At 37.8% G+C, this 23,422-nt stretch carries 27 protein-coding genes and 3 pseudogenes; 20 read left to right on the top strand and 10 right to left on the bottom strand.

Annotation, left to right across the window (positions count from 1 at the left end):
- From PQO00_RS12055 to eptA, 8 genes are all read left to right on the top strand, one after another.
- The coding region (locus PQO00_RS12055) for an AraC family transcriptional regulator (RefSeq protein ID WP_274185100.1) at window positions 1-281 on the top strand (281 nt) is incomplete at its 5' end.
- A gap of 856 nt (window positions 282-1,137) precedes the next feature.
- Complete coding sequence (locus tag PQO00_RS12060; RefSeq protein WP_274185101.1) at window positions 1,138-3,546, top strand: TonB-dependent receptor; 2,409 nt, start codon at window positions 1,138-1,140, stop codon at window positions 3,544-3,546.
- A 4-nt stretch (window positions 3,547-3,550) separates the two neighbouring features.
- Complete coding sequence (locus PQO00_RS12065; protein ID WP_274185102.1) at window positions 3,551-4,387, top strand: DUF4249 domain-containing protein; 837 nt, start codon at window positions 3,551-3,553, stop codon at window positions 4,385-4,387.
- Between the two features lie 212 nt (window positions 4,388-4,599).
- Window positions 4,600-5,643 carry a glycosyltransferase family 9 protein gene (locus PQO00_RS12070; RefSeq protein WP_274185103.1) on the top strand — a complete coding sequence of 348 codons (1,044 nt, stop codon included), beginning with the start codon at window positions 4,600-4,602 and terminating at the stop codon, window positions 5,641-5,643.
- Between the two features lie 5 nt (window positions 5,644-5,648).
- Entirely contained in the window at window positions 5,649-6,242 is a 594-nt protein-coding gene (locus PQO00_RS12075; protein ID WP_274185104.1) for a phosphatase PAP2 family protein, read from the top strand.
- 112 nt (window positions 6,243-6,354) lie between these two features.
- Window positions 6,355-6,657 carry a hypothetical protein gene (locus PQO00_RS12080; protein ID WP_274185105.1) on the top strand — a complete coding sequence of 101 codons (303 nt, stop codon included), beginning with the start codon at window positions 6,355-6,357 and terminating at the stop codon, window positions 6,655-6,657.
- A gap of 95 nt (window positions 6,658-6,752) precedes the next feature.
- Window positions 6,753-7,502: a phosphatase PAP2 family protein gene (locus PQO00_RS12085; protein ID WP_274185106.1), complete on the top strand. Its 750-nt coding sequence runs from the start codon at window positions 6,753-6,755 to the stop codon at window positions 7,500-7,502.
- A gap of 7 nt (window positions 7,503-7,509) precedes the next feature.
- Window positions 7,510-9,030, top strand: coding sequence for a phosphoethanolamine--lipid A transferase EptA (eptA, locus tag PQO00_RS12090; RefSeq protein ID WP_274185107.1), 1,521 nt, complete (start codon window positions 7,510-7,512; stop codon window positions 9,028-9,030).
- 35 nt (window positions 9,031-9,065) lie between these two features.
- Here eptA and PQO00_RS12095 read toward each other — a convergent pair whose 3' ends face one another.
- The 5 genes from PQO00_RS12095 to PQO00_RS12115 form a co-directional block, all read right to left on the bottom strand.
- Complete coding sequence (locus PQO00_RS12095; protein WP_274185108.1) at window positions 9,066-9,977, bottom strand: AraC family transcriptional regulator; 912 nt, start codon at window positions 9,975-9,977, stop codon at window positions 9,066-9,068.
- Window positions 9,978-9,984: 7 nt separating this feature from the next.
- Window positions 9,985-10,818 (bottom strand): oxidoreductase, encoded by an 834-nt coding sequence (locus tag PQO00_RS12100; protein WP_274185109.1) that lies wholly within the window; start codon window positions 10,816-10,818, stop codon window positions 9,985-9,987.
- Window positions 10,819-11,086: 268 nt separating this feature from the next.
- Window positions 11,087-11,440 carry a nuclear transport factor 2 family protein gene (locus PQO00_RS12105; protein WP_274185110.1) on the bottom strand — a complete coding sequence of 118 codons (354 nt, stop codon included), beginning with the start codon at window positions 11,438-11,440 and terminating at the stop codon, window positions 11,087-11,089.
- Between the two features lie 45 nt (window positions 11,441-11,485).
- Window positions 11,486-12,361, bottom strand: a complete 876-nt coding sequence (locus PQO00_RS12110; RefSeq protein WP_274185111.1) for an alpha/beta fold hydrolase — start codon at window positions 12,359-12,361, stop codon at window positions 11,486-11,488.
- Window positions 12,362-12,373: 12 nt separating this feature from the next.
- The gene (locus PQO00_RS12115; protein ID WP_274185112.1) at window positions 12,374-12,931 is read right to left on the bottom strand and encodes a TetR/AcrR family transcriptional regulator; all 558 of its coding nucleotides are present in this window, start codon (window positions 12,929-12,931) and stop codon (window positions 12,374-12,376) included.
- A gap of 344 nt (window positions 12,932-13,275) precedes the next feature.
- Here PQO00_RS12115 and PQO00_RS12120 point away from each other — a divergent pair, with 344 nt between their 5' ends.
- Genes PQO00_RS12120 through PQO00_RS12135 form a run of 4 tightly spaced genes read left to right on the top strand, consistent with a single transcriptional unit; the run spans window position 13,276 to window position 14,996 of the window.
- Entirely contained in the window at window positions 13,276-14,097 is an 822-nt protein-coding gene (locus PQO00_RS12120) for an NAD(P)/FAD-dependent oxidoreductase (protein ID WP_274185113.1), read from the top strand.
- A 14-nt stretch (window positions 14,098-14,111) separates the two neighbouring features.
- Window positions 14,112-14,357 carry a hypothetical protein gene (locus tag PQO00_RS12125; RefSeq protein ID WP_274185114.1) on the top strand — a complete coding sequence of 82 codons (246 nt, stop codon included), beginning with the start codon at window positions 14,112-14,114 and terminating at the stop codon, window positions 14,355-14,357.
- 13 nt (window positions 14,358-14,370) lie between these two features.
- Window positions 14,371-14,688, top strand: coding sequence for a hypothetical protein (locus PQO00_RS12130; protein ID WP_274185115.1), 318 nt, complete (start codon window positions 14,371-14,373; stop codon window positions 14,686-14,688).
- 32 nt (window positions 14,689-14,720) lie between these two features.
- Window positions 14,721-14,996: a hypothetical protein gene (locus PQO00_RS12135; protein ID WP_274185116.1), complete on the top strand. Its 276-nt coding sequence runs from the start codon at window positions 14,721-14,723 to the stop codon at window positions 14,994-14,996.
- Window positions 14,997-15,156: 160 nt separating this feature from the next.
- On the opposite strand, the gene PQO00_RS12140 is transcribed toward PQO00_RS12135, so the two are convergent.
- Both PQO00_RS12140 and PQO00_RS12145 read right to left on the bottom strand, forming a co-directional pair.
- Window positions 15,157-15,675 carry a GNAT family N-acetyltransferase gene (locus tag PQO00_RS12140; RefSeq protein WP_274185117.1) on the bottom strand — a complete coding sequence of 173 codons (519 nt, stop codon included), beginning with the start codon at window positions 15,673-15,675 and terminating at the stop codon, window positions 15,157-15,159.
- 177 nt (window positions 15,676-15,852) lie between these two features.
- The gene (locus PQO00_RS12145; protein WP_274185118.1) at window positions 15,853-16,281 is read right to left on the bottom strand and encodes a helix-turn-helix domain-containing protein; all 429 of its coding nucleotides are present in this window, start codon (window positions 16,279-16,281) and stop codon (window positions 15,853-15,855) included.
- Between the two features lie 136 nt (window positions 16,282-16,417).
- On the opposite strand from PQO00_RS12145, the gene PQO00_RS12150 reads away from it, so the two are divergent.
- Window positions 16,418-17,287, top strand: coding sequence for an SDR family oxidoreductase (locus PQO00_RS12150; protein ID WP_274185119.1), 870 nt, complete (start codon window positions 16,418-16,420; stop codon window positions 17,285-17,287).
- 95 nt (window positions 17,288-17,382) lie between these two features.
- Window positions 17,383-17,979 carry an NADPH-dependent F420 reductase gene (locus tag PQO00_RS12155; RefSeq protein ID WP_274185120.1) on the top strand — a complete coding sequence of 199 codons (597 nt, stop codon included), beginning with the start codon at window positions 17,383-17,385 and terminating at the stop codon, window positions 17,977-17,979.
- Here the strand turns inward: PQO00_RS12155 and PQO00_RS12160 are convergent.
- Both PQO00_RS12160 and PQO00_RS12165 read right to left on the bottom strand, forming a co-directional pair.
- Window positions 17,963-18,247 carry an SDR family NAD(P)-dependent oxidoreductase gene (locus tag PQO00_RS12160; RefSeq protein ID WP_337992843.1) on the bottom strand — a complete coding sequence of 95 codons (285 nt, stop codon included), beginning with the start codon at window positions 18,245-18,247 and terminating at the stop codon, window positions 17,963-17,965. The genes PQO00_RS12155 and PQO00_RS12160 overlap by 17 nt on opposite strands.
- Window positions 18,248-18,284: 37 nt before the next feature.
- A pseudogene (locus tag PQO00_RS12165) lies at window positions 18,285-18,866 on the bottom strand (NAD(P)H-dependent oxidoreductase).
- 22 nt (window positions 18,867-18,888) lie between these two features.
- On the opposite strand from PQO00_RS12165, the gene PQO00_RS12170 reads away from it, so the two are divergent.
- Complete coding sequence (locus PQO00_RS12170; RefSeq protein WP_274185121.1) at window positions 18,889-19,146, top strand: helix-turn-helix domain-containing protein; 258 nt, start codon at window positions 18,889-18,891, stop codon at window positions 19,144-19,146.
- 7 nt (window positions 19,147-19,153) lie between these two features.
- On the opposite strand, the gene PQO00_RS12175 is transcribed toward PQO00_RS12170, so the two are convergent.
- Window positions 19,154-19,522 (bottom strand): helix-turn-helix domain-containing protein, encoded by a 369-nt coding sequence (locus tag PQO00_RS12175; RefSeq protein ID WP_274185122.1) that lies wholly within the window; start codon window positions 19,520-19,522, stop codon window positions 19,154-19,156.
- Window positions 19,523-19,637: 115 nt separating this feature from the next.
- On the opposite strand from PQO00_RS12175, the gene PQO00_RS12180 reads away from it, so the two are divergent.
- The 5 genes and pseudogenes from PQO00_RS12180 to PQO00_RS12200 all read left to right on the top strand — a co-directional run.
- The gene (locus tag PQO00_RS12180; protein ID WP_274185123.1) at window positions 19,638-20,249 is read left to right on the top strand and encodes an FMN-dependent NADH-azoreductase; all 612 of its coding nucleotides are present in this window, start codon (window positions 19,638-19,640) and stop codon (window positions 20,247-20,249) included.
- 311 nt (window positions 20,250-20,560) lie between these two features.
- Complete coding sequence (locus PQO00_RS12185; protein ID WP_274185124.1) at window positions 20,561-21,463, top strand: NmrA family NAD(P)-binding protein; 903 nt, start codon at window positions 20,561-20,563, stop codon at window positions 21,461-21,463.
- A gap of 10 nt (window positions 21,464-21,473) precedes the next feature.
- Window positions 21,474-22,210: pseudogene (locus tag PQO00_RS12190) on the top strand (SDR family oxidoreductase).
- Window positions 22,211-22,243: 33 nt separating this feature from the next.
- Window positions 22,244-23,158 (top strand): AraC family transcriptional regulator, encoded by a 915-nt coding sequence (locus PQO00_RS12195; RefSeq protein ID WP_274185125.1) that lies wholly within the window; start codon window positions 22,244-22,246, stop codon window positions 23,156-23,158.
- A gap of 36 nt (window positions 23,159-23,194) precedes the next feature.
- Window positions 23,195-23,385: pseudogene (locus PQO00_RS12200) on the top strand (IS3 family transposase); the annotation flags it as partial.
- Window positions 23,386-23,422 lie beyond the last annotated feature (37 nt).

Genomic DNA, 23,422 nt, shown 5'->3' on the forward strand with positions numbered 1-23,422 from the left:
TAACGGTCAACCTGGTAGCCCAAAGGATGGGCATTCCAAGACAGTACTTATCCGAGGTCCTGAACGTGTACTTAAAATCCAATTTCCAGGACTGTATGAACAAGTACAGGGCGGAAGAGTTTGTAGCCTGTCTCAAGGACGACAGGTTCAGGAACTATTCCATTATGGGCATTGCCAACGAGGTCGGCTTCAAGTCCAAGTCCTCTTTCAACACGACCTTTAAAAAAATATACGGGGTTACTCCCAGTGAGTTTAAAAAGGCCCTGCCCTCGGCAGTTTAGGCCCTGCCCTTTTTCCTTGTTCTTTATAGAAGAATAACACTCTAAATCCGCTTTAAGAAGGCCCCCTCTTTGTGGTGGATACCGGATCATTTCCTTTAATACCATTGCCAAATATTAATATTTATGGGGATTCATGAGAGCTATTTGGAATCGATGGCCCCAAATAGTAACGCCAGATCTCCAACTGGTTTTTGGTTTCCCCTTGCTCTTGACTACCGTGAGTACGCATCTTTAAAAAAGACACGAATGGCACAAATTCACGCGAATCCAATGCGTTATGGTATTGGTTGGACCCTGCATGAATATGAATCCCTGGTCTATTATATAGCTAAATCAACATAAAATAACATCAATCTTTTGATAAAAAAGCCAAATTTCTTCGTTAAAAATACTCGCTATAACATAGCTATGGCTACATTTTTTGCCTAAAACTTTGACTTTTTTCTTTAAAAATATTTTATGCCATTTTATATCAATTTAGCTATAGGCCTGAAATCTGTCAATAGTCTGAACAATTTGTGAAAAATCTGTGCCATTCGTGCCCGATCTTTTTTTGTGCTTTTTTTGTGTACTCACTGTAGTTGCTTTTGGTCCAAAATTTATATTAATCTAAAAACGAAAAAAGCCACAAATTCTACAGCTGGCGGCTTTCCAAGTGCGAGAAACGCATTTAGTACCTTTTAAACCATCCAACCGATAAAACACAAAACACTGATATACAGGTGTTTAAAACCAATCCAAGAACAAACAGGTACTGAAAGCGGATTCAAGACCTACTCCATTTTGGACTCTATGGGGGCAGGCCTAATTTTACCCCCAGTTAAATATAAAACCTCAATTAAAATTTCTAGTAATTATGACAAAAAAAAAGCAATTAAAACCCCTTGGGCCAAGAAAAGGACTGGCCCTGTTCGCGGTGATGGTGTTGTGCCCTGTATTCTTTTTTGCACAGACCAAATATACGATCAGTGGTGTGGTCAAGGATGTTGCCAACGGTGAAACGCTCTTGGGGACAACCGTCTTTTTAAAGGGTACTTCCATTGGAAGCACGACCAACGAGTATGGTTTTTATTCCATCACTGCCCCTGAGGGCAGTTATACCTTGATCGTTTCCTATTTGGGGTTTACAACTTTTGAAAGGGCCATAGACCTGGGCGCCGACCAAAAGCTCGACATTGAGCTCAAAGAGGATGCCGCCCAATTGGATGAAGTGGTCATCACCTCTCAGGAATCAAAAAAGGTAGATCTTCGCACACCACAAATGAGCGTGGCAAAGCTCTCGACCAAGGATATCAAACAGATACCTGTTGTTTTGGGCGAGGTAGATTTGGTCAAGTCCATTCAATTGCTGCCAGGGGTTACCAACGCCGGCGAAGGGGCATCGGGCTTCAATGTACGCGGTGGTGCAGAGGACCAAAACCTAATTCTTTTGGATGAAGCGGTTATTTACAACGCCTCCCATTTGTTCGGTTTCTTCTCCGTGTTCAATGCCGATGCCATTAAGGACGTCAAGCTCTATAAGGGAGGCATTCCCGCGCGTTTCGGAGGACGGGCCTCTTCGGTACTGGACATACGCCAAAAAGACGGGAACAGCAAGGAGTTCGAGCTCACCGGCGGTATTGGCGCCATTTCCAGCCGTTTGGCCGCGGAAGGGCCAATGTTCAGGGACAAGGGGTCGTTTCTCATGGCGGGCAGGGCTGCTTATGCAAATATATTCTTGGCCCTGGCGGGCGAAAGTAGCAGGGCGGGGTTTTACGATTTGAACCTGAAAACAAATTATGAAATTGATGGAAAGAACAGACTATATCTATCCGGTTATTTAGGAAATGATAACTTTAACCTGGCAGGAATTTTCACCAATTCATACGGAAACCTCTCAGGAAACCTGCGATGGAACCATATTTTTAATAACAAGTTGTTCTCCAATGCATCCTTGATATACAGCCGCTATAATTACAATCTGGAAATTCCCATTGAAGGAATTGATTGGACCTCGGATATCAGCAATTATAATATGCGCTATGACCTGGGGTATTATGCAAGCGATAAATTAAAATTTGATTTTGGGGCCAATGGTATTTATTACAACTTTAATCCGGGCAAGCTCAACCCCTTGGATGCAAATTCGGGCGTTAACCCGGAGAAACTGGACGACAAATTTGCTCTAGAAGCTGGGGTATATGCAGGTCTGGAGCATAAAATTTCCGATAGGCTCACCGCCCAATATGGCTTACGCTTTAGTTACTTCAATCGGTTGGGAAAGCAAACCTTAAACGACTATGCCAATAATCTACCGGTAGTCTACAACGAAGAATTGGGCATCTATGAGCGGGCCGACCCTATTTCCAGTACCGATTACGGCAATGGAAAGCGCATAGCTTCCTTCAATAATCTAGAGCCCCGGTTTGCGCTTTCATACCAAATTAACGGGAAGTCCTCGTTTAAAGTAAGTTATAACCGAATGGCCCAGTACCTGCATTTGATCTCCAACACCACCTCGGCCACGCCCTTGGATGTCTGGGCACCTAGCGGAAAGTTTATCGAGCCACAGATTGCGGACCAATATGCCGTGGGCTACTTCAGGAATTTCAGGGAGAATATGTTTTCTATTGAAGCCGAGGCCTATTACAAGACCATCGACAATAGGGTGGATTACATCAATGGCGCAGAACTTATAGCCCAAAACACCATTGAGACCGAAATATTGACCGGTGAGGCCCGTGCTTATGGACTGGAATTTTTAGTACGAAAAAACAAAGGCGATTTCACGGGCTGGCTGTCATATACGTGGTCCAGATCGCAACAGCGTACACCGGGCGGAGCAGCGGGCGGATTGGGCATTAACAATGGGAAATGGTACAGCTCGAACTGGGACAGGACCCACGACTTTTCGTTTACCGGGAGTTACGAGCTCAACGAAAAATGGCGGTTCGGGGCCAATATGGTATTCCAAACGGGGCGGCCCGTTACCTATCCCAACGGACAGTTTATATACAACGGAGTGTCCGTGGCAACTTATTCCGAAAGGAATGCAGACCGGTTGCCGGCCTACCACAGACTGGACCTTTCTGCAACCTTGACACCCCGAAAAAACAAGGACAGAAAATGGCAGGGCGAATGGGTATTTGGTATATACAACGCTTACAACAGAAGTAATGCAGCTTCTATTTCCTTTGGCCAAAATCAAAAGACGGGCGTGACCGAGGCCACGCGTACTTCCATATTTGGTATTGTTCCTTCTGTAACGTACAACTTTAAATTTTAAGACAATGAAAAAAATAAATATATACCACAAATTAGGGATATTCCTTATAATAATTGGATTATTGAACTCATGTACCGATGTCATAGATGTCAATGTTCCAAACGGCGGCACACGATTGGTGGTCGATGCGTCCATTAAATGGCAAAAGGGTACTTCGGGCGGAACACAAACAATTTATCTAAGGGAATCAACTACTTTTTTCGACAGCAATCCGGATGTCCCCGTTACGGGGGCCTCGGTAACGGTGACCAAAGAAAACGATGGGTCAATATTTGTGTTTGGCGACCAGAATAATGGTAGTTACACAACAAACGAATTTGTTCCGGAAGTAGATGCTACTTACAACTTGGAGATCCTATATAATGGCAATACCTATTCTTCAACCGAAAGGTTAATTGCAGGTCCGGAAATTAATCGGGTTGAGCAAACCATTGAAGGTTCTGGAGATGATACAGAAATTCAACTTCAAGTGTTTTTTGACGACCTTGGTGATGTTGAAAATTATTATCTGGGCGAATTTGTTCCTTCCAATTTACCAATACCGGCACTTAGGGTCATTAGCGACGAATTTACGGACGGCAACGAAAATTTCATTGAGAACGATAATGACAACTATGTTGCGGGAGTAACTGTAAATATTAATGTGTCCGGTATTTCACAACGGTATCATGACTTTTTGAACATATTGATCCAACAGTCCGGAAGTGATGAGCAAGGGCCTTTTCCTACGACCCCGGTACCCTTAAAGGGAAACTGTACCAATGTCAATGATCCCAGCGAAGAGGTATTGGGATATTTTAGGCTAGGTGAATTTGATACGACATCGTATACGATTAATTAGTAATGGGACAAAAAGGTGGTTTTAGGGTGCGTAGATGAGTGCTTGGAACTATTGGCTATCGAATGGACAAAAATTTATTTGCACGGATAAATTTTTAGTACGTATCCTGAACCTCCTTATTTTTCCGCCCATTTTCCGCTGATAGATTTATATGAAAATGCATAAGAATCAGACGAACTCTCAGAAAGTTGTTCAACACAAAAATTTTATAAATGAATCCAAAAAAATCCATCAACACTATAAAGAGGAAAGCATTTAGGTATTTTACTGGTAGTTTTAAAAACAAGATCGGTAAAACGGTCAGTAATAATGATGCCATAAAAAGCATCCTGATCTGTAGGCCGAACCATAGGTTGGGGAATTTATTGTTGCTCTCTCCTTTGGTCCAGGAGCTGGAATCCACATTCCCAAATAGCGAGATCGATCTGCTGGTAAACGAATCCTGTGCTGGCCAACTTTATCAAAATTATGATAATGTCAATCTGGTCATTGAATTTCCGCAGAGACCCTTCAAAAATATTATAAGGTACATAAGAACATTTGTACGGCTTAGAAGCAAGAAATATGATCTGGCCATAAATGCCGTCAAGGAATCTTCTTCTGGAAGACTGTTTACGAGCATTTCCAATGCCAGGTTCAAATTTGTAGGTGCTATCGATATGGATAAAAAGGAAGGACATATTGCAATGCAGGTGATTTATTCCTTGAGGGGGTTTTTAGCCAGTATAGGGGTTAAGGAAAATGATGCGGTTCCGGCCAGCTTGGACCTGAGGCTTGCGAACGATGAACTGGTACATGGTGGCCGTTTGGTATATGACATGGTCCAGAACGCACAGCCGACCATTTGCTTGTTCACTCATGCCACTGGTGACAAGTGCTATACTGAACGGTGGTGGCTCGATCTGTACGGGCGCTTGCTGAGGGCTTTTCCAGATGTGAACATTATCGAGGTGCTTCCCAAGGAAAATGTATCCAGGATCGGTTTCAGGTCCCCTTCCGTGTATTCCTTAAACATACGGGAAATGGCCGCCATGATTGCAAGCACGGATGTCTTCATTGGAGCCGATAGCGGGGTAATGCACTTGGCGAGCGCCTCGCTTACCCCCACCATTGGCCTGTTCTCCGTTACGGATATAGAAAAATACAGGCCTTACAACGAGGGCAGTGTCGCCGTAGACACCAATGTGGTGGATATCGGTGGGCTGATAGCAATTGTTGAAAATGCGCTTTATCCAAATCTAAATACCTCAGCATGAAACTTATGGGCAGCAGCAGCATTTTACGGAGAGGTCCGCGCGGTTTTAAGGCCCTGGTCGTGCTTGTGTTTTTGAGTTCGTCCCTAACGTATGGGCAGGTCGGGCCCCTGACCCCATCCCAAAAAGCCCATCAGGTGGCAGGAGATGTTTTGCTTGGTGCAATGCCCGCTCTCGCTCTGGGCTCTACATTCATTTGGCAGGATGGTCAAAAGGGTGCTTATCAATTTTCCAAAGCATTAATCGGTGCTGTTGTATTAACGTATGGTTTAAAACTGGCCATAAACAAAGAGCGGCCGAATGGTGAAAACAACAATAGTTTTCCTTCTGGTCATACTTCTGTTGCATTTGCCAGTGCTGCATTTGTGCAAAAAAGATATGGTTGGGAATATGGCATTCCTGCCTACCTCTTGGCAGGATATGTTGGATATACAAGAATCAAGACAACCAAGCACGATGGCTTGGATGTGCTAGCGGGTGCTACGATAGGTGTTGGAATGAGCTATTTGTTCACCAAACGGTATGAAGGGAAAAAGAAGTTAGGGGTTTCTTCAGGCTTTATTGAAAACATCCCTACCATTGGTTTAACCTACAAATTTTAGGGCCTATTGAGAATTACTTGAAAAAATAACCGATATGGGGAACATTTTGAGTTGGTCATAGTGATTCCGGCATATAATGACGAAAACAGCAACACACAAAATAGCATAAATAATGATTAGGACGATCGCACTCTTACTTTTTTTAACTACATCGTTGATGTACGGCAATGCTAAAATTATAGTAACGGGGAAAATCCTGCAAAAGGAACCCAATGCCCCATTGGAGTACGCTATTGTTTCCTTTACGGAAACAGACCACGTTTTACTTCCTAAAATTAGGGTTATATATCACAGAAAATATAATTATCAAAAAAATAGCAATGAGCTGGAAAAGTATGTTTTTAAAACCGATATAGTTCGGTTATCAAATGTTTCAGGTCTTCTACGCAAAATGTATATAAAAATTATTCCCTAGATGATTGGTTAATAACAACAAATCTAGTCGCTGCCTAGCTTATCCTTTTTTGGATGGATAGGGTGTGGTGGTAATAATCTACTAATTTAAATGAAATGAATAAAATAATCATTGTGCTTTTTCTATTATTGTCCGTTTTTAAGGTTCGCGGACAAAACACTTCAATTGACTCAACAAAAAACAAGAAAAATACTCCGTTCAAATACAAATCGCTCATAATCCCAACTGCTTTAATCGGATATGGAGTTGTTGGTCTTAAAAGCCGTACTCTAAAAGACATTAATACCAGTACAAAAAATGAATTTAGAGATCATGATGATAGAAAATTAAACATCGACGATTTTTCCCAATACAGTCCGCTTTTATCTGTATATGCCTTAAATGCGATGGGCATAAAAGGAAAACATAATTTTAAGGACAGGACCATCGTTTTGGCAACAGCATATCTTATTATGGGTAGCTCTGTAAACATCCTAAAAAAAACCACAAATATTACCAGACCAGATGGCTCTTCCACAAACTCGTTTCCTTCGGGGCATACCGCTACGGCGTTTATGGGTGCCGAATTTTTATATCAAGAATATAAAGATGTATCGGTTTGGTATGGTATTACCGGCTATGTGGTCGCTGCCGGCACGGGCTTGTTTAGATTGCACAACGAAAGGCATTGGCTTACCGATGTTGCCACAGGTGCAGGAATCGGAATCTTAAGTACCAAAATGGCTTATTGGATGCAGCCATTAATCAAGAAAACATTTTTCAAAGACAGGGAAAAAACAAATGCTATTGTGATGCCTTTTTACAATGGAAGGGAATATGGATTGGGGTTATCATTGAAATTCTGATGTATTTATGTTAAAAAATAGCATCAAATTAGTTCATTTTGTATTCATAGCAAGCTTTGTTAATTTTTTATTATTTCACTATCCTTTTTTTAAGTACGTTTTTAATGCTCTGGATTATAAAAGTTTTAGCGGAATTACCATTATTGTCTCTTTGGTAACTGCAATGCTCGTTGTAAATGCTTTTGTATTATATCTTATATTTTTTCTTTCTCGATCTGTTGGAAAAACCTTATTGACTTTCTTTTTCATCGTTAATGCAATTGTTGCCTATTTTATAAATACCTATCACGTTATTTTAGATCTTACAATGATTGGTAATATTCTGAATACCAATTACGAAGAAGCCAGCAGTTTCTTTTCTTTTCGATTGATGCTGTATTTAGTTTTATTAGGCCTTATCCCTGTAATCTTTATAATTAGGGTCAAGATCATTAAAGAAACCTCCAAGAGATTTTTAATTAATTTTTCTTTAACATTGCTTTTTCTTGTCGTTTTTGTTTTTATTAATGGTGGCAATTGGCGATGGATCGATAAAAATTCGACCAAGTTAGGTGCCTTGACAATGCCTTGGTCCTATATGGTAAATATCTCAAGATTCTACATTTATAAGAGTAAAGAAAATAAAAAAGAGATTTTATTGCCCAATGCGAAAATAAAGGACCATGTAAAGTCTATTGCAGTTTTAGTTATTGGAGAATCGGCAAGAAGTGAAAACTTTTCTCTTTATGGCTATGAAAAACCCACTAACCCTCTATTGTCTAAAATAGAAAATGTGCACAATTTCAATTCAATAGCTTGTGCTACTTACACCACAGCAGGTGTCAAGTGCATATTGGAACACACAAATTCTGGTAAGCTTTATGAGATTTTGCCTAATTACTTATACAGAAATAATGTCGAAGTCATTTGGAGAACCACAAATTGGGGAGAGCCTCCTGTCCATATTAAAAGTTATTTAAAAAAAGAGGATTTAAAAGAAATGTTTAAGGGAGAAGATTGTAATTATGATGGGATTCTTTTAAAAGGGTTAAAAGAGCAAATTTTAGCAAGTAAAAAAGATAAAATATTAGTTGTTTTACATACAAGTACCAGTCATGGGCCATCGTACAATACCAAATACCCCCCTGAATTTGAAAGGTTCGTGCCCGTTTGCAAAAGTGTTGAACTGGGAGAATGTACCCAAGAGGAACTCGTAAACGCCTATGACAATACCATTGTTTATACAGATTTTATACTTGCAAGTTTAATTAAGGATTTAAAGGGATTAAAGGAATACAACAGTACGATGCTGTTCGTTTCAGACCATGGTGAATCCTTAGGGGAATATAATTTGTACATGCATGGAGTACCAGCGGCTTTTGCCCCTAAAGAGCAATTAGAAATTCCTTTTATTGTATGGTTATCGGATGGCTCTAAAAAATTGAAGTCAAACGATACTCTATCACAAAATCATGTTTTTCATAGTATCCTGAGTTTCTTGGCTATAGACAGTCCTATTTATGATGAAAATATGAACATATTTAAATAATACCAATTAGCTGTTTATCGAGCACTAGTATTTTTTCAATTAAACAATGCTCTGTATTGCAGGGGAGTTTGTTGAGTCTTTTTCCTAAACATGGTACTAAAGGATTGGGGGTATTCAAATCCCAAATCGTAAGCTATTTCCTTTACGCTTAAACTAGTAGTTGAAAGCAGTTGTTTAGCTCTATCGATTACAAATTCTTGAATATGTGTTTGAGCGTTCTTCCCTGTAACATTTCTCAAGAGATCACTCAAATAATTAGGAGATACATTGAGCTTTTCCGCAAAAAACTTAACAGTTGGCAAACCCGTGAGCGTAGCATCACTTTTTAGATATTTATCTATCAATTCCTCTAATTTGGCAACTAGGTCGTTGTTGACAGCACTTCGTGTGAGAAACTGCCTGTTGTGAAAACGCTTCGCATAATGGAGAAGCAGATCAATATGGGCAACAATAAGGTCCTGGCTATAAGAATCGATGTTATTTTTTAGTTCATCCTGCATTTGATGCATAAGATGCATCATTATTTTATCCTCCTTTTCCGAAAGATGTAGGGCTTCCGCAGTTGAATAGGAAAAGAACCCGTAATTTCCAATGACCTTTCCTAATTCATAATGCCGAATGAGCTCGGGTTTAAAGACCAGCATATAACCAGACACTGGATCATTCGTAATATTCGTTACAGAAAAAATTTGCCCTGGTTTGGTGAAACCCATAACACCTTCATCGAAGTCATAATCACCTTGCCCATATTTGAACTTTCCTGAAGATTCTTTTTTGCAAGCTACACAATAGAAATCATAGAAAAAACTGTTCCAAATTTTGTTTTCATCAAATTTCAGAAGTTCAAAATCGATAACACTTATTAATGGATGATAAGGCCTAGGCAAGCCGAATAAACTATGAAGCTCTGAAATTGACCGAATTCTATATGGAGCAGCTTTTTTCACTATATAATTATTTAAAATCAGTAGATAAAGATAAAGCTTTCCATTTTTCCATTTCTTTTTTCTCGTTTTTGCGTACCTCTAAAATGGCGTCGTAACTATCTGAGCCTAATGGAAGATGTAAGGGTGGATTCGGCATTTCAGTAATCTTAAGAACTACTTCTGCCAATTTTTTTGGATCACCCAATTGTTTGCCATCAAATCCCGTAAACTGTTCAACCTGCTTATCTAAATTATAGGCGTCAATTTTATTTTTCGCAACGTTCAGACTATCCTCGCTCATAAAGTTTGTACGAAATGTTCCTGGTGCAAGAATCGTTACTTTTATCCCAAAAGGAACAACTTCTTGGGCAAGGGCCTCTGATAGTCCGATAACAGCAAATTTTGATGCATTATAGCTTCCATTGCCCGGATAACCCATATAGCCCATCATAGATGAAGTATTAATGATATGCCCGGATTTTTGTCTTCGTAAATGCGGCAAGACTTTCCTAATAATATTGGCCATTGCAAAAACATTTACGTTCATTGTCTTCCTAAACTCGGTATCACTTAGTTCTTCGATGTTTCCTAACAGGTTATAACCTGCATTGTTGACCACAACATCTATTTGACCAAATTTTCTTATACCTTTAGAAATAGCATTTTCAATAGCTGTTTCTTTGGTGATGTCCAACTTTACGGGAAGTAGATTGTCCTTGTAATCCTCAATTTTTTCTAAAAGTGTATCTGTATTTCTGGATGTTGCAATCACTTTCCCTCCGTTATTCAAAACGGCTTTTGTAATTTCAAGCCCCATCCCTTTAGAGGCTCCTGTAATAAACCAAACTTTCTGTGTGCTCATACTATATTGTTTTTTTACAAAACTACAGGGCACATAGATTTATGAAGTTTTCAAATCAAGGATAAATGTGTTGAAATTCAAGTTTAGTTAATTTTTTATTACCGCTAACGTTTTGAACAGCAACAGGCCTAGTCCTTTTACTTATATATTTCTTTTGTGTAATTTTGATTTGCCACAATAAGCATGCATAAGGCCCATGCTAGTAATTTTTTTTTGAGCAGAACAGCAACTTCTTAAAAGTCATTTTTTTTTATTATTTGTTGTCTTTCTAATCCTTGTGCTCGATTACAAAAGCTATTAGTTCGGCCATTTTTCCATCACGAAACCTCCATACATCACAGTAAGAGTATTTAATGTTTTCTCCGTTTTCGTTCATCACCGCGATTTGACCAATTGCTGTAAGATAATCATTCTCGGCAACCAAATTTTTAACATCATTTTGTGGTGGTTCAATATATTCGTTAGACATCCATTTTCGGACTGCTTCTTTTCCATTTAGAACCTGGTCACCTACAAATATCCATTTGGTATCATCGGTGCAGTATTGAAGAAATTCTTCATAATTACCCTTAGAAACAGCTTCATTTGCTTTCTGTAGAATTATTTTATTGTTTTCTGTCATAGTAGTATGCTGTATTTACATAGTTAATATATTATGTTACCCTACCTAATTCAAGAAATCCGAGATCGACCTTGCAATTTGTTCAGGTTTCTCTTCTTGAAGAAAATGACCACATTCCTTAACTTCCATCATTTCATGCTCAAATACATTTTGAGATAAAAAATTATCGAGAATTTCAAAACTAGCGGATGACGCAATTCCTTTGGTTGGATTTTTAATTTTAGGATAGGTTTTCTGTTGCACAATATCTTCACCAAAGGTCTGGTACCAGGCATTGGCCGCTCTTATATTTTCCTTGTGGTTATAGTGGTGAAGGTAGACGGAACGGTCAAAATCATTGATTGCCTTTTTATTGACAAGTAACTTTTCAAACAGATGATCCAACAATAACCCAAAACGTCCTTCCAGTAGTTGGGCAGGCAAATCGTTTAACTGATTAAAAGCCACCCACCAAGGATACACAGGAGTTCCCACGGGCAACATGGGGAGTCGATACATATTTTCATCGGGAGGGGGAGTATCCAGAAGAATCAGTTTATTCACACTGTCTGGATGATTGACGGCAAACGAATAGGCAACATTGGCTCCAATATCATGTCCCGCGACATGCACCATATCGTATCCTAAAGCAACTATCAATTCTTGAATATCATTGGCCATATGCTTCTTGGTATAACCTTCTTCAGGTTTATCACTATCACCCATTCCCCGCAGATCGACTGCAATTACAGTATACTTTTCGGCTAAGAAAGGCATAATATGGTGGTAAGACCACCAGGTCTGAGGCCAACCTGGTAACAGTATCAAGGGTTCTCCTTTTCCACCTATGACATAGTGGGTGTTTATGCCATTGACTTTTTGAAAGCGGCTGGAAAAACCTGGCATTTGTTTTATAAGATTTTCTGTTGTGTATGGATTCATATTGATATGATTTTATTCTTTTAATCCGATGGCTCCCTTAAAGGAAATCCATGCAAAATTCTTATTATCGTTCTTGGCAACATCCCCAGACTCGACTGCATAAATTGCAGTCTCAATGATCGATCCGAACAAATTAAAAATCCAGGGGGTGGTTAGCTCCGTGTTAAGCCGCTTAGCCTTTTGAAGTTCGTTGATAGTTTTCAACCATTTTGATTTGACGTTATCGGATTCAAATTCTTTTTTCCTGTCTAAATCAGAGAAATTACTGCGTTCATAGATTCTTTTAACGAATGAATAATTGGCTCCTTGCTCAATAGCGGCAAAAAGCATATTCCTTATTTTTTTTATAGGGTCCTTGTCACTTGCATAAGCTGTAGTCATAGCCTTGTTACAACTAACTAACATCTCGTTTTTGCACGATTCGATCAAGTCCTCACGATTTTCAAAATAGCGATGCAGCGTTCTACGGGAAACCCCGGCTTCTTCAGCAATCTTCTCCAAGGTATCAGATTGGTTGTTCCTAAGACATCTCACCGCGGCAGCTATAATTTTAGTTCTAGTACTTATCATGACACAAATTTATGAAATTTGTCTCAATAATGTGACATTTTCTTAAAATTAAATTTGTTGAATGGTGTCGTTTCTAGATTTTTTCCAGAACCGAAAAAATTTTTCAGTAATTTAAAAACGATTCACAAGGTTGCAAGAGATTTATATGGTCACTCAAAAGGAAGAGGAAAAGTTTTGTGTTAACTTAATAAACGAGGCTGAAAAGTGTCATTCTGAATATTACCGAGAAACAAAAAATATTTTGTTTAGAAGGTAACTGCGAAGCTGTGAAGAACCTCTTAAAAATATAATATATGGATTTACTAAACTATAAGATTCTTCGCTATAGCCTGTACTGACAGACTGTGTCACAATTAGCACTTTCACCTTTTTTAGCGAAAAACACTCGGACACCGCATTCACATAATTTTTTAACACATGACGGAAAAACACCACAAGAAATTTCCGTCCTAGCCAAACAACAAGTTGAAAAATATGAAACGGTTAAATTTTATAACGGGCTTGCCATGAGCGGAACAAAAACAGAAAAAGGCTTTGAAATCACAACAGGTACAAAAGAAAAATTCACTGCAAAAAAATTGATTTTTGCAACTGGCATAAAAGATATTATGCCAGATATTAAGGGATTTTCAGAATGTTGGGGAATTTCAATAATTCATTGCCCTTACTGTCACGGCTATGAATATCGGAACCAAAACACAGCAATATTGGCAAACGGAGCAAAAGCATTTCACCTTGCTACGTTAGTCAATAATCTGACAGACAACATTACGATTTTGACCACTGGAAAAGCTGACTTTAGTTCAGAACAATTTGATAAACTGAACAAACATGGTATAAAAATTATAGAAACAAAAATTTCCGAATTTGAAAACGAGAACGGACATCTAAGGAATGTCGTTTTTGACGATAGCACTAAAATATCATTTGATGCTGCTTATGCTGCCATTCCTTTTATACAACATTCAGATATTCCGGTTTCTCTTGGTTGTAAACTTTCTGAGCTTGGCTATATCCATGTAGACGATTTTCAAAAGACTACTATTCAAGGTATTTATGCCTGCGGTGATAATTCGAATATGATGCGTTCCATTGCTAATGCCGTTTATAGTGGCAATGTTACAGGAGCAGTGGTAAACGGAGAACTATCAAATGAGCCATTTTAATCTACAAACATACAATGATAGAAGTTTTTATTACCGATATTCAAAACAAGGTCCAAGCAAATCATATTTTAAGTAAAATTCAAACTGAAACCGCTGACTTGAAAATTAACTTTGATTTAAACGAGACAGATTTATCATTTCCTTGTGGGCATACAATTCTAAGAATAGAAGGAGGTGCCATTAACTCTGATGAAACTATAGCAATAGTAAACGAACAAGGGTTTAAATGTCAAATTTTGGAAGATAAAATTTGTAAATAAAGTAAAGGTAACTATGGCAGAATTTTGGGAGACAAGTTTTCGGGATAGGCAAGAAATGTGGGGATGGGAACCTGCAGATTCAGCTATTGAAACTGTAGAATTATTTAAGAAAAATGGCTTAAATAAAATCTTAATACCCGGGTTTGGTTATGGAAGAAATGCCAAGGCTTTTATTGACAATGGATTCAAAGTAGCTGGGATAGAGATTTCCAAAACAGCAATTGATATAGCAAAAGAGCATTTTGGAGCAAGTATAAAAATACACCATGGCCTGCAAGTTCAATGCCGTTTGACCAAGACCTGTATGATGGCATATTCAGTTATTCTTTAATCCATTTACTAAACCACAAAGAGCGAACAAAGTTGATAAAGGATTGCTATAACCAACTTAGGTCTGGTAGATATATGGTTTTTGTATCCATCTCGAAAAAGGATTTTAGATATGGAGAAGGAGAAGAAATATGCAAAGACACATTTAAGAAAAATTACGGTGTTACCCTGTACTTTTATGATTCAGAATCAATTCGAGTAGATTTTGGCAATTATGGTTTGGTAGATGCCAGAGAAATTAGAGAACCTATAAATAATTTAGGAGACAAACCCTCGCAACGGTTTTGGTATATTATCTGTAAAAAGTAATTTGTAAAAAAAGGTCATTCGAAAAATGAATAACAATCACTGAAAACGTGATCATCTTACAACCCTTTATGACGCATGATGAAAATCCATTTCCCTATTTAGATGATTGATTCTGTAGAAAACCCCTTATTATTATAGCCCCCTTGCCATTTTTATTGCTTCATTTACTTGAATCTGTCGTTGCTTGAAATAAACCTATACTGGAGTTTTTATATGGTGCTGGTAGTCCATTTGTATTTTTTAATTTCACCAATCCTAAAAAATCAAAACCACATTTTTCGTAATATTTTATTAATCCAGGATTATTTCCAACAGTATCCATGCGAATATATTTTTTGTCATTCTCAATAGCGAATTTTTTTGCCCATTTTAGAAGCTCCCTAACTAAATTTTGCCCCCTGAAACTTGGATTGGTCGCAATACGATGTATATAAACAGAAGGATCATTATTCCGTCCTTCCCAAATTTGTGCGTCATCAAAAGTTGTCGCCCAAACACAAGCAACTTGGTTATCAATCAATAATTTCCATTGCCTATTTTCAGATATCTCTGTTATAATGAGTTTTCTATCAAATTTAGGCCAATGCATCGTAAATTTTGTTTTTTGAAAATCCCTTGCAATTTTATACAGACGAAATATTTCATCTATATCATCTGTACCACAGTTTTTTATTTCCATAACTTTCTATCAATTCATTAGTTTAATTTATAGGTGGTAGATTATGAGACCTAGTGTTGTTGTGCATCCAAGTAGCTAGTTCTTTCAAATATCAAGCACATACCATAGATCGTAAAAAACCTAGTGGGCAATCTTCCTTCCTAATTTCAGGGGGACTGGTTTTACCTTAAGGCGGGCCTAATCGATATTTGTCTTATCCTCCTGTAATAGGCCATCCATAATCTTTTTTAGAAATTTTGTTTTGTTCTTTTTTACTTCTTTGAGAAACGGCGAACCATCATCAATGTTGGAGATATTCTTCCCTCCCCATAGCGCAATTTCAATTAGAGCAGGTATTAAATCAACACCTTTTGGAGTCAGTCTATACAATCCTTTTACCTTATTACCCGGATACAGTAATTTGATGATGATTCCATTATTCTCCAACATCTGTAATCTATTCGCTAATATATTGGTTGCTATTTTTTCCGCAGATTTTGTAAAATCTCCGTAAGTACGAGATTTATGCAGCATTAAATCCCTAACTATCAATAACGACCATTTATCTCCGAAAATATCCAACGATGAACTTATTGGGCAATCGGAGCGCATTTCAGCTGATTTCATAATTTTTTTATTTTTTTACTTGCATATTGAAAGTGATTATTTATTTTTGTACTTGCATTTTGCAAGTAATTAATTTTAATTTACACTTGCAAATCAAAAGCAAATTTAATCATTTGAAATAAAAAGATATTACATCATGACAAAAATTTTAGTAACAGGAGCCACAGGAGTAGTGGGAAGAAGTACAGTGGAACATTTGTTAAAGAAAGGTGTTCCCGCAAGTCAAATTATCGGACTTTCTCGAAAAAAAGAAAATCTAGAAGACTTAGCTGCGAAAGGCGTAGAAATACGTGAAGGTGATTATTTTGATTATGATTCCTTATTGCGTGCATTTGAAGGTGTTGATAAAATCATGCTAACGAGCGCCATTGCTTTTACAGATCGATCTACCCAACATTATAATGTAATTACCGCTGCCCGACAAATGGGCGTTAAGCACGTGGTATATATGTCAATTATGCGTAAAGAAGGTTCGGGACGTATTATGCCCGAAGTTACGGAATCGGACCTTTTTACGGAACAAGTGCTTAAATCCTCAGGGCTTGATTATACTATTTTGTACCACCCGCCCTTCGCCGATCTTTTATCGTTCTACTATGGTCCCGATCCTTTTGAAACTGGAATAAAAGTTCCAGCAAACAATGGAAAAATGGCTCCTGCGACAAGAGACGAATTGGCAGAAGCCCACGCTGAAATACTTTCTACACCGGGACATGAAAATAAAACCTATTCATTAGGTGGATCCCATGCTATTTCGTTTTCCGACATAGCAAAAATTCTTTCGGAACTAAAAGGACAACCTGTTTCTTTTACCACCATTACGGCCGAAGAATATATTGATGGAATAGTTGCCCAAGGAGTCGCTCGTCATGTTGCCGAATTTATAACAGGTTGGGTACTGGCCATTGAAGGAGGTGAATTCGAATATCAATCCGGTGATTTGGAGCGGTTATTAGGTAGAAAGACAAAAACTTTCAAAGATATCATGGAAACAACTTTAGTTTAGAATACTTGCGAGTTATAATAACCGAAGCGGTTGAGAATATATGTTTTCAGCCACTTCGATTTAACTCTATCAAATCTTAACTGTTAAAAAAAGGTATGAAAATTGGAATTATCGGATCAGGGCAAATAGGCAAAGCCCTTTCAAAGAAATTGGTAAATGCAGGTTATCCTGTTATCCTATCCAATTCGAGGGGTATTGAGTCGTTGCAACCCCTTATAAAAGAACTTGGAACATTGGCAATAGCCGGTACAAACGAAGATGCCTGCAATGCGGATGTTATAATATTGGCTGTGATGTGGTGGCATATACCCGATGTGGTAAATGAACTTAAAATCCAGTTGAAAGGAAAAATCGTTGTTGATGTTAGCAATTATTTTTCTAAAGACGGTAATCCTACAAAATTGGAAAAGCCAACTGGTGTTATCGTCGCAGAACTAATGCCTGATTCTAAAATCGTCAAAGCATTTAACCATTTATATGGCAAGTGGATCGAAGCAGATCCTAAAGTAGCGAACGGCAAACGTGTCAGCTTTATTTCCGGAGACCACCCCTCTGCCAATGCAACCGTAGGGAGGATAATAAAAGACTTAGGATTTAAGGTTGTTGACCTTGGTAATTTGGAACAGGCGGGTCAAATAACCGATGTTGGGCAAGCACTATCTGGACTGAATTTAGTTAGTTACCCAATTTAATATTTATCAATACATTTAGTTTAGGAAATCGACTTGTGATTTCTGCTGTTAATGATTCACGACCAGTTTGTGTTGAAACATCTGCCACAATGGTATTTATTTTTGGAAAACGTTTTTTCACCTCATTAAGTGTTGCCTTTGTTCTGCCACAAATAATAACTACATGTCCTTCATTTAAAAAGGTTTCGTCCATTGCCAAACCAATACCTGCACTTCCACCAGTAATTAATACTGTATTATTACTCTGTTTTATATATACTTTAATTATATTTTATTCTAATTTATTTGCTGCTAAAAGTTCACCTTTATTTATTTTTCCGACCAAATTCTTCCACTTTATCTAGCCACTTTTTCCTTAATCCGTTGGTCGATTTTTTTACAGATCCAAAATAGGTAACTTTCACTGGTTTAATTCCACAATATTCCAAGGTTGCCTTTTTAAGTTGATTGATACTTGGTTTTCCTAAAACAAGCCAATAATACCAACTTGGAGCGTCAAGAGTTGTAATTATATGTACCGTTTCACCTTTAAGCAACTTATCCCACTAAACTGAGTTTTCTCTGGGTTGAAATGCCATACCAGGTAAAAAAAGTTGATCTATGAAGCCCTTTAAAATTGCAGGTATTCCTGCCCACCAAACAGGATGAGTCCAAACCAAATGGTCTGCCCATGTAATTTTTTCCCAAGCATTCAAAAGATCCGGCTCCAATTCGGTTCTTTTTAGATAGCCAAATTCAAGATTAGGATTAAACTTTAAATTAGAAATTATTAATTCTTCTACTTCCGCATTACTTTCCAAAGCTCCTTTTTTATATGCGGCCGCAAGTCTAAAGTTCAGACTTTCTTTATTTGGATGGCCATTAAGGATCAAAATTTTTTTAGCCATTCTCAATTTTTAAAAATTGGAATTGCAAATATACTTTCAATATTATACTTTTTCAAGTAAGATGCTAATCAAGGAATTAAAGAACCTCAAAGCTATTGGCATAGTAAACCGGGAAACATTCAATACGGTCCCTATTACCGTTGAGTATAGTTTAACGGATGATGGACTTACCTTGAAACCCGTGCTTGACCAAATGAAAGAATGGGCTAGTGATTTCAGGAAAAAATTAGAAAAAAAACGTAAAAAACTTGAAAGATGTTTTAAAGGAATTATAATATAAAAAAGGTTTATATAGATTTCCCAATCACTTTATCTCTATGATTTTTGCCCCATGTGCTTAGCTCTTCCAGGACATTTTTTAATGTGTGGCTATATGCTGTGGATTCATAAATGATACTTACCGGTGAACTTGGATATACGATTCGTTTTATGAGAAAATTCATTTCTAGATCCTTCAATTCATTCGACAATACTTTGGGCGAAATACCCTTGATTTCTTTTTGAATCTCATTAAACCTTTTGGGAGATTGCACCAGGCAAAGCACTATGGCCAATTTCCATTTTCCGTTTAATACGTACATCGCATCCAGCACGTTTTTTAATGAGCCCGCACATGCTTCCTTGGTCGGAAGTGCTTCTTGTTCAAGTGTTTTCATAGTAACAAAGATAAAAACTTTCCTAAAGGTAACCGCTTTCCTTTAGGTAACTACTATATTTTGTATAGTTATTCGCGTTAGTTTTGTGCTTTTAAAGTTGTAAATAAAATACAAAATGAATTCAAAACGCATATTACAAATCAACTCCAGTATCATGGAAGAAAAATCGTATAGCAGAAAATTAGGAAATGCTATCGTTGAAAAAATAAAGGTAAAATATCCTAACAGTACACTTGAGCAATTGGATTTGGTGGAAAGTAATATCCCACATCTAACACCGGAAACTTTACATGCCATGTTTACTCCAGAAGAGCATCAAACCGATGAAGTGAGGCAAGCACTTCAACTGTCGGATAATTTGGTGAAACAATTATTTGACTGTGACATCGTGGTAATTGGCGCACCACTTATCAACCGTACCATCCATTCTTCCCTGAAGGCATGGATAGACCATATAACACGTCGTGGAATCACATTTGGCTATAATGAAGCTGGCATGCCCATTGGATTCATCTCAGAAAAAAAAGTATATGTGGCCATGAGTTCAGGTGGCATTTACACAGATGAACAAGGTAAATCGAATGATTTTGTAGCACCTTACCTAAAATCGTTCTTAGGCTTCTTGGGCATGACCGACCTTACCGTATTTAGAGCTGAAGGACTTCATATTCCCGTTATACAGGATACGGCATTAGAAAAAGGAGTTAATAGTATTGTCATTGATTAAAAAAATATACTGCTCTTCTCAATAGTTTGAAAAAGAGGCTGTCTGAAAAGTGTCATTCTGAATATTACCGAGAAACAAAAATATTTTGTTTTGAAGGTAGCCGCGAAGCTATGATGAATCTCTTAAAAACATAATATATTGTTTTACAAAATAATAAGATTCTTCGCTATAGCCTGTACTGAGCATTCTAAGTTAATAACAAACTTTTCAGACAGCCTCTTTTCATTATCCCCATTCCTGTTATAAAATCCCTCATTTAGGTTATATCTGCCTTTATCCGCTTGATGATATTTGCACTATAAAATAGAAGTATGAATATAGTCATTACAGGTTCCTTAGGGAACATCGGTAAATCGCTCACCCCCACTTTGGTAAAAAGAGGGCATCATGTCACAGTAATCTCGAGCAAAGCAGAAAGGCAACAGAACATTGAAGCTTTTGGGGCAAAAGCAGCCATTGGCTCTATGAAAGATGGCGGGTTTTTAGCCAAAACTTTCAAAGGAGCCGATATCGTTTACCTCATGGAAGCATGGGAAGGCATCGGCAGCATTTTTGATAAAGATGTTGATTTTTTGGCAGGCTTTCATCTCATTGGAAACAATTATAAACAAGCTGTATTGGCTTCGGGAGTTAAAAAGGTTGTTCATCTCAGCAGTGTTGGTGCTCACTGTTCTACAGGGTATGGTTCGCTTTCCGCCCACTATGATGTTGAAAATATTTTGAAGCAACTTCCCGATGATGTTTCCATCAAGTTTATGAGACCAACCGGTTTCTACACCAATTTATTTAGGTCTATGCCATCTATTAAAGAAAAAGGGGCGATTGTTTCAAACTATGGTGGCGATAAAAAAGAACCTTGGGTTTCCCCATTGGATATCGCTGACGCAATTGCCGAAGAAATGGCATCCCCTTTTGAGGGAAGAAAAGTTCGTTATATAGCAAGTGATGAAGTATCTCCCAATGAGATAGTCCGAATATTGGGAAAAGCCATCGGAAACCCTGATTTAAAATGGGTTGAAATTTCAGACGAACAAATGCTAGAGGGCATGTTGTCAATGGGCGTAAATCCAAAAATTGCAAAAGGGATGGTAGAAATGCAGGCAAGTCAACGTACCGGTTTATTGTTCGAAGATTTTTATCGTAACAAACCAGAATTGGGCAAAATAAAATTTGTTGATTTCGCCAAAGATTTTGCTATAGCTTATAATAATTAAAAAAAGCGACATGAAAAAAGTACTAATTACAGGGGCCAACAAAAGTATTGGCTATGAAACCGCACGACAATTATTGCAACAAGGCTACTACGTTTTCATAGGCAGTCGCAATCTGGAAAACGGAGCGGCAGCTTTCGAAAAACTTAAAGCCGAAGGACTAACTCATGTTGAAATCGTACAATTGGATGTTACCGATGACGATTCAGTAAAATCGGCAAGAATTGAAATCGGTAAAAAAACGGAAGTTCTGGACGTGCTTATCAACAATGCAGGTATCAATGGCGGTTGGCCACAAGCTGCATTAGAAGCAAGCATAGACCAATTCAAACAAGTATTTGAAACCAATGTGTATGGTGTGGCTAGAGTGACACAAGCATTTATTATATGATGTATAAAGCAGAAGAACCACGTATAGTAAATGTATCATCAAGTGGTTGTTCCTTAACACTACATTGCGATCCCGCTTGGAAATATTATTCACACAAAGCGGCTGTCTATCCGGCATCAAAAGCAGCCCTTAATATGTACACTATCAATTTGGCATATGAACTAAAGGATACGTCATTTAAGGTAAATGCCGTTTGTCCGGGATTCGTGGCAACGGACTTTAATGACCATCGTGGCACAGGTACGGTGCAAGAAGCAGGAACTCGTATTAGTAAATATGCTATGATTGGCGAGGATGGTCCCACAGGAAAGTTCATCAGCGAGGAACACAATCCAGAAACAGGAGAATGCCCTTGGTAAAAATTATTGCTTTTGAATTTTGTAAATTTGAGAATGAAAAAGGAAGAGAATACACTTTATAAATTTGAATCATTAAACGACTTTCATTGGGTGTTTGGCTTACAAAAACCTATGCACCCGTTGATTAGCTTCATTGATATTACGGACTTAGAAAAACTACCCAACGATTTTCCGAAATCTATGGTAATGAACTTCTATAAGGTTTCCTATAAAACGGGGATGTGTGGACAAGCTAAATACGGACAGCATTATTATGATTTTGGAGAAGGGGGTTTGGTACTTACCTCTCCAAATCAAGTATTTGAAAGTCCCAGTGGCAATCACGCAGGTGGTAGTTTATTATTGGTCCACCCCGATTTTCTTTTAACCTATCCATTGGCAAAGAAGATCAAGGAATATGGTTTCTTTTCCTATGCCACTAATGAAGCACTGCATTTATCAGAAAATGAAAGAAAAACAATCTTATCCATTTTTGAAATTATAGACGCTGAATTAAAAAGTAGGATAGATGATTTTAGCCAGGATGTCATGATAGCACAACTTGAGCTCCTGTTAAGTTACTGTAACCGTTTTTATAAACGACAATTCATGACTCGAAAAGTCGTAAACAACGAATTACTACAAAAAATGGAGGAAATTTTAGACAACTATTTTAATGGCTCCTCACCATTGAAGGAAGGAATTCCAACAGTGCAATTGCTCTCTGAAGAATTAAATATTTCTCCCAGCTATTTAAGTGATATGTTGAGAGCTCTAACCGGTTTAAGCGCACAGCACCATATACACAACAAACTTGTCGAAAAGGCAAAAGAAATGCTTTCTGTATCTGAATTAACAGTTAGTGAAATAGCATATAAATTAGGCTTTGAATACCCTCAAAGTTTTAGCCGATTGTTTAAGAGTAAAAATGGGGTCAGTCCGATGGCGTTTAGGGCGAGTTTCAATTGAATTAAATAATCCAAATTAGCAATGCTATAAAAAATAGAATCATTTTTTAATCCTTAAAGGTAGAATGGTTTTATAGGCATCATTATAAACTAAGAACTGAAGTAGAGTTATCCATCTTCGGGTGGATAGAGACTTGGTACAATAACAAACGAAGACATTCCTTTTTAGGGAACAGAACAATAAGAGAATTTGAATTAGATATGTATAACCACAAACTAGCTGCTTAGTCATTCAACTTAAAGTCCAGTTTTTTGTTGCAAGTCC

The organism is Flavivirga sp. 57AJ16 (assembly GCF_028736925.1).
Classification (GTDB): Bacteria; Bacteroidota; Bacteroidia; order Flavobacteriales; family Flavobacteriaceae; genus Flavivirga.

Excerpts from the sequence above, each read along its gene's own strand:
- PQO00_RS12060 (WP_274185101.1), top strand. The coding sequence starts at position 1,138 with ATGACAAAAAAAAAGCAATTAAAACCCCTTGGGCCAAGAAAAGGACTG.
- PQO00_RS12065 (WP_274185102.1), top strand. The coding sequence starts at position 3,551 with ATGAAAAAAATAAATATATACCACAAATTAGGGATATTCCTTATAATA.
- PQO00_RS12070 (WP_274185103.1), top strand. The coding sequence starts at position 4,600 with ATGAATCCAAAAAAATCCATCAACACTATAAAGAGGAAAGCATTTAGG.
- PQO00_RS12075 (WP_274185104.1), top strand. The coding sequence starts at position 5,649 with ATGGGCAGCAGCAGCATTTTACGGAGAGGTCCGCGCGGTTTTAAGGCC.
- PQO00_RS12080 (WP_274185105.1), top strand. The coding sequence starts at position 6,355 with ATGATTAGGACGATCGCACTCTTACTTTTTTTAACTACATCGTTGATG.
- PQO00_RS12085 (WP_274185106.1), top strand. The coding sequence starts at position 6,753 with ATGAATAAAATAATCATTGTGCTTTTTCTATTATTGTCCGTTTTTAAG.
- eptA (WP_274185107.1), top strand. The coding sequence starts at position 7,510 with ATGTTAAAAAATAGCATCAAATTAGTTCATTTTGTATTCATAGCAAGC.
- PQO00_RS12100 (WP_274185109.1), bottom strand. The coding sequence starts at position 10,818 with ATGAGCACACAGAAAGTTTGGTTTATTACAGGAGCCTCTAAAGGGATG.
- PQO00_RS12105 (WP_274185110.1), bottom strand. The coding sequence starts at position 11,440 with ATGACAGAAAACAATAAAATAATTCTACAGAAAGCAAATGAAGCTGTT.
- PQO00_RS12110 (WP_274185111.1), bottom strand. The coding sequence starts at position 12,361 with ATGAATCCATACACAACAGAAAATCTTATAAAACAAATGCCAGGTTTT.
- PQO00_RS12115 (WP_274185112.1), bottom strand. The coding sequence starts at position 12,931 with ATGATAAGTACTAGAACTAAAATTATAGCTGCCGCGGTGAGATGTCTT.
- PQO00_RS12125 (WP_274185114.1), top strand. The coding sequence starts at position 14,112 with ATGATAGAAGTTTTTATTACCGATATTCAAAACAAGGTCCAAGCAAAT.
- PQO00_RS12130 (WP_274185115.1), top strand. The coding sequence starts at position 14,371 with ATGGCAGAATTTTGGGAGACAAGTTTTCGGGATAGGCAAGAAATGTGG.
- PQO00_RS12140 (WP_274185117.1), bottom strand. The coding sequence starts at position 15,675 with ATGGAAATAAAAAACTGTGGTACAGATGATATAGATGAAATATTTCGT.
- PQO00_RS12145 (WP_274185118.1), bottom strand. The coding sequence starts at position 16,281 with ATGAAATCAGCTGAAATGCGCTCCGATTGCCCAATAAGTTCATCGTTG.
- PQO00_RS12150 (WP_274185119.1), top strand. The coding sequence starts at position 16,418 with ATGACAAAAATTTTAGTAACAGGAGCCACAGGAGTAGTGGGAAGAAGT.
- PQO00_RS12155 (WP_274185120.1), top strand. The coding sequence starts at position 17,383 with ATGAAAATTGGAATTATCGGATCAGGGCAAATAGGCAAAGCCCTTTCA.
- PQO00_RS12175 (WP_274185122.1), bottom strand. The coding sequence starts at position 19,522 with ATGAAAACACTTGAACAAGAAGCACTTCCGACCAAGGAAGCATGTGCG.
- PQO00_RS12180 (WP_274185123.1), top strand. The coding sequence starts at position 19,638 with ATGAATTCAAAACGCATATTACAAATCAACTCCAGTATCATGGAAGAA.
- PQO00_RS12185 (WP_274185124.1), top strand. The coding sequence starts at position 20,561 with ATGAATATAGTCATTACAGGTTCCTTAGGGAACATCGGTAAATCGCTC.
- PQO00_RS12195 (WP_274185125.1), top strand. The coding sequence starts at position 22,244 with ATGAAAAAGGAAGAGAATACACTTTATAAATTTGAATCATTAAACGAC.